This window comes from Chryseobacterium sp. BGARF1, from assembly GCF_001677955.1.
Taxonomy (GTDB): Bacteria; Bacteroidota; Bacteroidia; order Flavobacteriales; family Weeksellaceae; genus Chryseobacterium.
The window spans coordinates 1-3826 of sequence record NZ_LELA01000207.1; the positions used below are offsets into that span (position 1 = coordinate 1).

The 3826-nt window shown below is 29.4% G+C and carries 5 protein-coding genes and 1 pseudogene; 5 read left to right on the top strand and 1 reads right to left on the bottom strand.

From position 1 onward, the window contains the following. From AB671_RS21585 to AB671_RS21610, 5 genes are all read left to right on the top strand, one after another. The coding region (locus tag AB671_RS21585; protein WP_228390987.1) for a hypothetical protein at positions 1-577 on the top strand (577 nt) is incomplete at its 5' end. 365 nt (positions 578-942) lie between these two features. Beyond that, positions 943-1410, top strand: coding sequence for a hypothetical protein (locus tag AB671_RS21595; protein WP_157444301.1), 468 nt, complete (start codon positions 943-945; stop codon positions 1408-1410). Positions 1411-1439: 29 nt separating this feature from the next. After that, on the top strand, positions 1440-2024 hold the full coding sequence (locus tag AB671_RS21600) for a hypothetical protein (protein WP_066680712.1): 585 nt from the start codon (positions 1440-1442) through the stop codon (positions 2022-2024). Positions 2025-2099: 75 nt separating this feature from the next. Further along, the gene (locus AB671_RS21605; RefSeq protein WP_082987389.1) at positions 2100-2465 is read left to right on the top strand and encodes a hypothetical protein; all 366 of its coding nucleotides are present in this window, start codon (positions 2100-2102) and stop codon (positions 2463-2465) included. A 94-nt stretch (positions 2466-2559) separates the two neighbouring features. Beyond that, on the top strand, positions 2560-3576 hold the full coding sequence (locus AB671_RS21610) for a hypothetical protein (RefSeq protein WP_066680704.1): 1017 nt from the start codon (positions 2560-2562) through the stop codon (positions 3574-3576). Positions 3577-3701: 125 nt separating this feature from the next. Here AB671_RS21610 and AB671_RS22410 read toward each other — a convergent pair. After that, positions 3702-3826 (bottom strand): annotated as a pseudogene (locus AB671_RS22410) (IS1595 family transposase); the annotation flags it as partial.

Sequence of the window (3826 nt, forward strand, 5' to 3'; positions counted from 1 at the left end):
AATCAGCCGTAAAACTAAATATATCCATCTAACTTATTATATAACAAACAAATATACGAAATTATGGATGATTACGGATATACATATTTTAATAGGTGGGTTATTTATGATCATTGCTTTGGTCACAATGCTTATCGGAATTATTAAAAAATCTTCTACATTAAAAAAAACAGCCCTTACCATCACTATCATTCCTGTTTTATGTTGGGGGTCGATTGCTTTCTGGTATTTAGTAACGCTGCCATCACTCAATAAAAGTGAAATGAAAGATCTTGCAGGAACTTACACTCCGAATACTTCATTTAACGCAAGTAAAAAGGGGATTAATGAGCCAAAACTGATTTTATCTGAAGATGGAACTTACCTATTTGACGGACTTGAAGGAATCGGATTAAAAAAGAAGGGAACGTGGAAGACCGGCGGTAACGATGGGTTAGTAGAATTTTATGACAAAAACGGTAATTTGTCTGAATGGGCAAGTCCTTATGACAATGACGATGATCATAGCTTATCATTTGAATATCGAGGAGGACAAGATCCTGAAACAATACTATTTGTAAAGACTAAATCTGAATAATTAGATTTAAATATATCATTTTCAATTTATTATCTTCAAAATAATTTTTAAACGGCTAATTTGATACTTTAAAATCAGAAAAATACTTAATTTTAAAGATTCCATGAAAGAACTAAAACTAATAACCCGAATTCTAGTAATAACACTCGTTATCCTATTTTCATTATCATTCTTAGCCATGATCATTGTATGTATTGCGATGATGACTTCTTATTGGGGTAAAACAATGGGAAATGAGGCCTCTGGATTTTTTAATGCGGCACTCTTGCTAACATTCTTTATCGGAATAATTACATTTACTTTATGGACGATCTTCCTTAAGCAAAGGAAAAAAAAACGATACGAAATAACTAACGAATATTACCATGAAAATCATTATTTCTTCTTTATTCATGATAATCACCATTCTATTATTTCCGAAAAAGGAAATAAAGAAAGATATTTCCGGAAACTGGAAACTGAATCTCTATACCATGGATACTGACACCATTTACTATGAAAATACCGAAAAATACACCTTCAATTATTTTGAAAAAACGCTAGGTCATCTTAAAGATCCAGAAGAAAAGAAGAAAATAGGTGAAAAATTTTATAATCAGTTCAAGACCACCGAACTTCATATCAATAAAAACACGATCAGTTCTTATACGTATGAAGGAGATCAAACGGAAATCAACTTAAAATATAAGCTTGTAGACGGAAAGATCATTCTTGATGAAAAAGGCAACCGAAAATATAAATACACCGTTAATTATAATCAAGAAACAGATATTCTGACAATACATCAAGGCGATGCTAAAAGTGTGGTCAATAAATATTCGAGAGTACATTAAGAATAGCATCAATCAACAGCTTAAATAATATGAAATACTTTGAAAAAAGAATTAAAAATTTCACCATTATTCAAAATAAAAGTAAACTTATAATTAACTACAGTAAAACGGCGAAAGACTGGTTTGATTCTATTATTATACTCCTTATTGGCTTATCTCTTTTTGTAGTTACTTATTTTTTGATGAGTCAAGGTATTAAAACAACCGGTTATATTAGTGTTGGAGGTGGGCTTATCTTTGCTTTTCAGGCAGTTGTACAATCTACATCTGGTATTTTCCGAATTTTGCAATCTTCCAAAAAAAATTTAGTCATAGACTGGGATACTAATACTCTTACTTCAAAAAAGAACTTTTTTATTTCAAAAACATTTCCATTGGAAAATATTGAAGCCATTACTGCAAGTGGACAAAAAGAAAAAGTGTTTACAAGTGGTGGAAACTCAATGAAACGAACTTACTGCACAGTAACGGCAAAACTAAAAGATAAGACCAGTGAAGAACTTTTTATAATTAATACCCATCGATTTTTTCAAACCTCTTCAAACAAACTGGAGACTGAATTATACATCCAAGCAAAACAACTAACTACAGAATTAAATAAATATCTAAAATAAAAGAGAAACATTTGATTTTATTAGCAGCTAGAAAAGTAAAAAAAACAAGAAAACAATAATCAAAAAAAATCAAAAATGAAAAAACCACTATCCTTAATTTTAATCTCCTTATGCCTATTTAAAGTATTTGGACAAAACAAAAAAGACTCTAAAGAAACCGAGTTTAAATTTAAAGAATCAAAAAATATGGCCAGCTTTGTTTGCAATCATGTTTTGGAAAAAACTAAATATATTTTATATGTCACGCATGATTCTGAGGGTGATTGGCAATTTTTGTGTGGTGAAGATGACCATACAGAAGAGAATATAAAAATCATTTCATTGCTACAGGTTGTAGAATTAGACAATACAATAAATGATTTGCATGAAATGCCTATCAATGTAGGAGCAAAAAGGCGAAAAATAAATGAAAAGTGGAAACCTTTTAAAATAAGCAACTAATATTGATTAATGTAATCAAAAAAATCTTGACTTTGAATTCACAATATTACCCTTTAAGCCATTAGCAGAATATGGTGAATAGAAAATAAGCCCAATGAACAGATTAAATTTAAAAACAAAACTACTAACAATAGCTTTATCATTTTTACTTTTTGGCAATAGTTATAGTCAGAATTTATTGAATGAGGGTAAGAGTGATTCAAAATTAGTTATCAAATTAAAAGACGGTTACCAATCCTTTCACATCAATAATATCATTAGCGAACAGAAAGAAATAATCAATTTGATCATCGATGATGCAACGGATAAAGAAGTAAAAACTTTGCTCGGAGATCATATCCAAGTCTGCGACAGTTTAAAAAAGATTCAATTTAAAAATGATACTCTTAAAACTTATATTTCCGATTATTTAACCTTAACAAAACAGAGTTACAGTATTTCTATCAATAAAGGCTTTAATTCACCTGCCTTTAAAAAGGATTTTGAAAAATATAAAGCATTTTGTGACAAATACATAAATTATTTGTACTCAACATTCGCAACTCATAATTTTATCAGAATGAATGAGGAAGTGTACTGGAAAACGATTGATAAGAAGAACTATATCAAATCTGCCGAATATGAAACATACAAAAAATTAAAAACAACAAACTTGAAAGAGGCTTTGATTTTACTTGAAAAAATTTCGAAACAGACAACAAAGTTTCAGGAATATTGTATTTATCAGATTGAGCTTGCAGACCAGTATGTAAAGCATGCTGAAAATCTAGATGAAAACTCAATTAATAAAGCAGTTGATATTTACAAATCAATTATAGACCAAAAAAAATACAGCATTTATCTTTTTGAAGCTTGGTTAAAGTGGCGAATCGTTACTCAACAATTTACTTATGGAATATCAAAAACGTCTGAGATTCCAAATGATAAATATGATAAAGTAAGAGAGCAGGCTGCGTTAATCGTTCTTGATTACATCAATACCCACAGTAATGACGAGATGGCAATCAATGAGTTTCTTTTATTAGCAACACATGGCATTGTAAAACGTTTTGGGGATTACCCTTATGGAAATCAAAACACTGTAGAATATCACGAAACATTTGATGATTAAAATAGCTATCTTATCAACTAAAGTGGCAACTGAGTTAAATTAATACTTAAAAAGACTTATGAAATTCTCCATCTTCAAATTACTATTGATTTTAATTTTATTTTTTTATGTATATCCGTTTTTCATCATACCGCTGTAATGTTAGCAATAATGAGCCTATCAAATAGTTTATCTGCAAAATATCTTCGATTTAGTTTATATACAAATTCATTTAAGTATAATTGCAGGTACTTTCTTTTGATTTTATGAT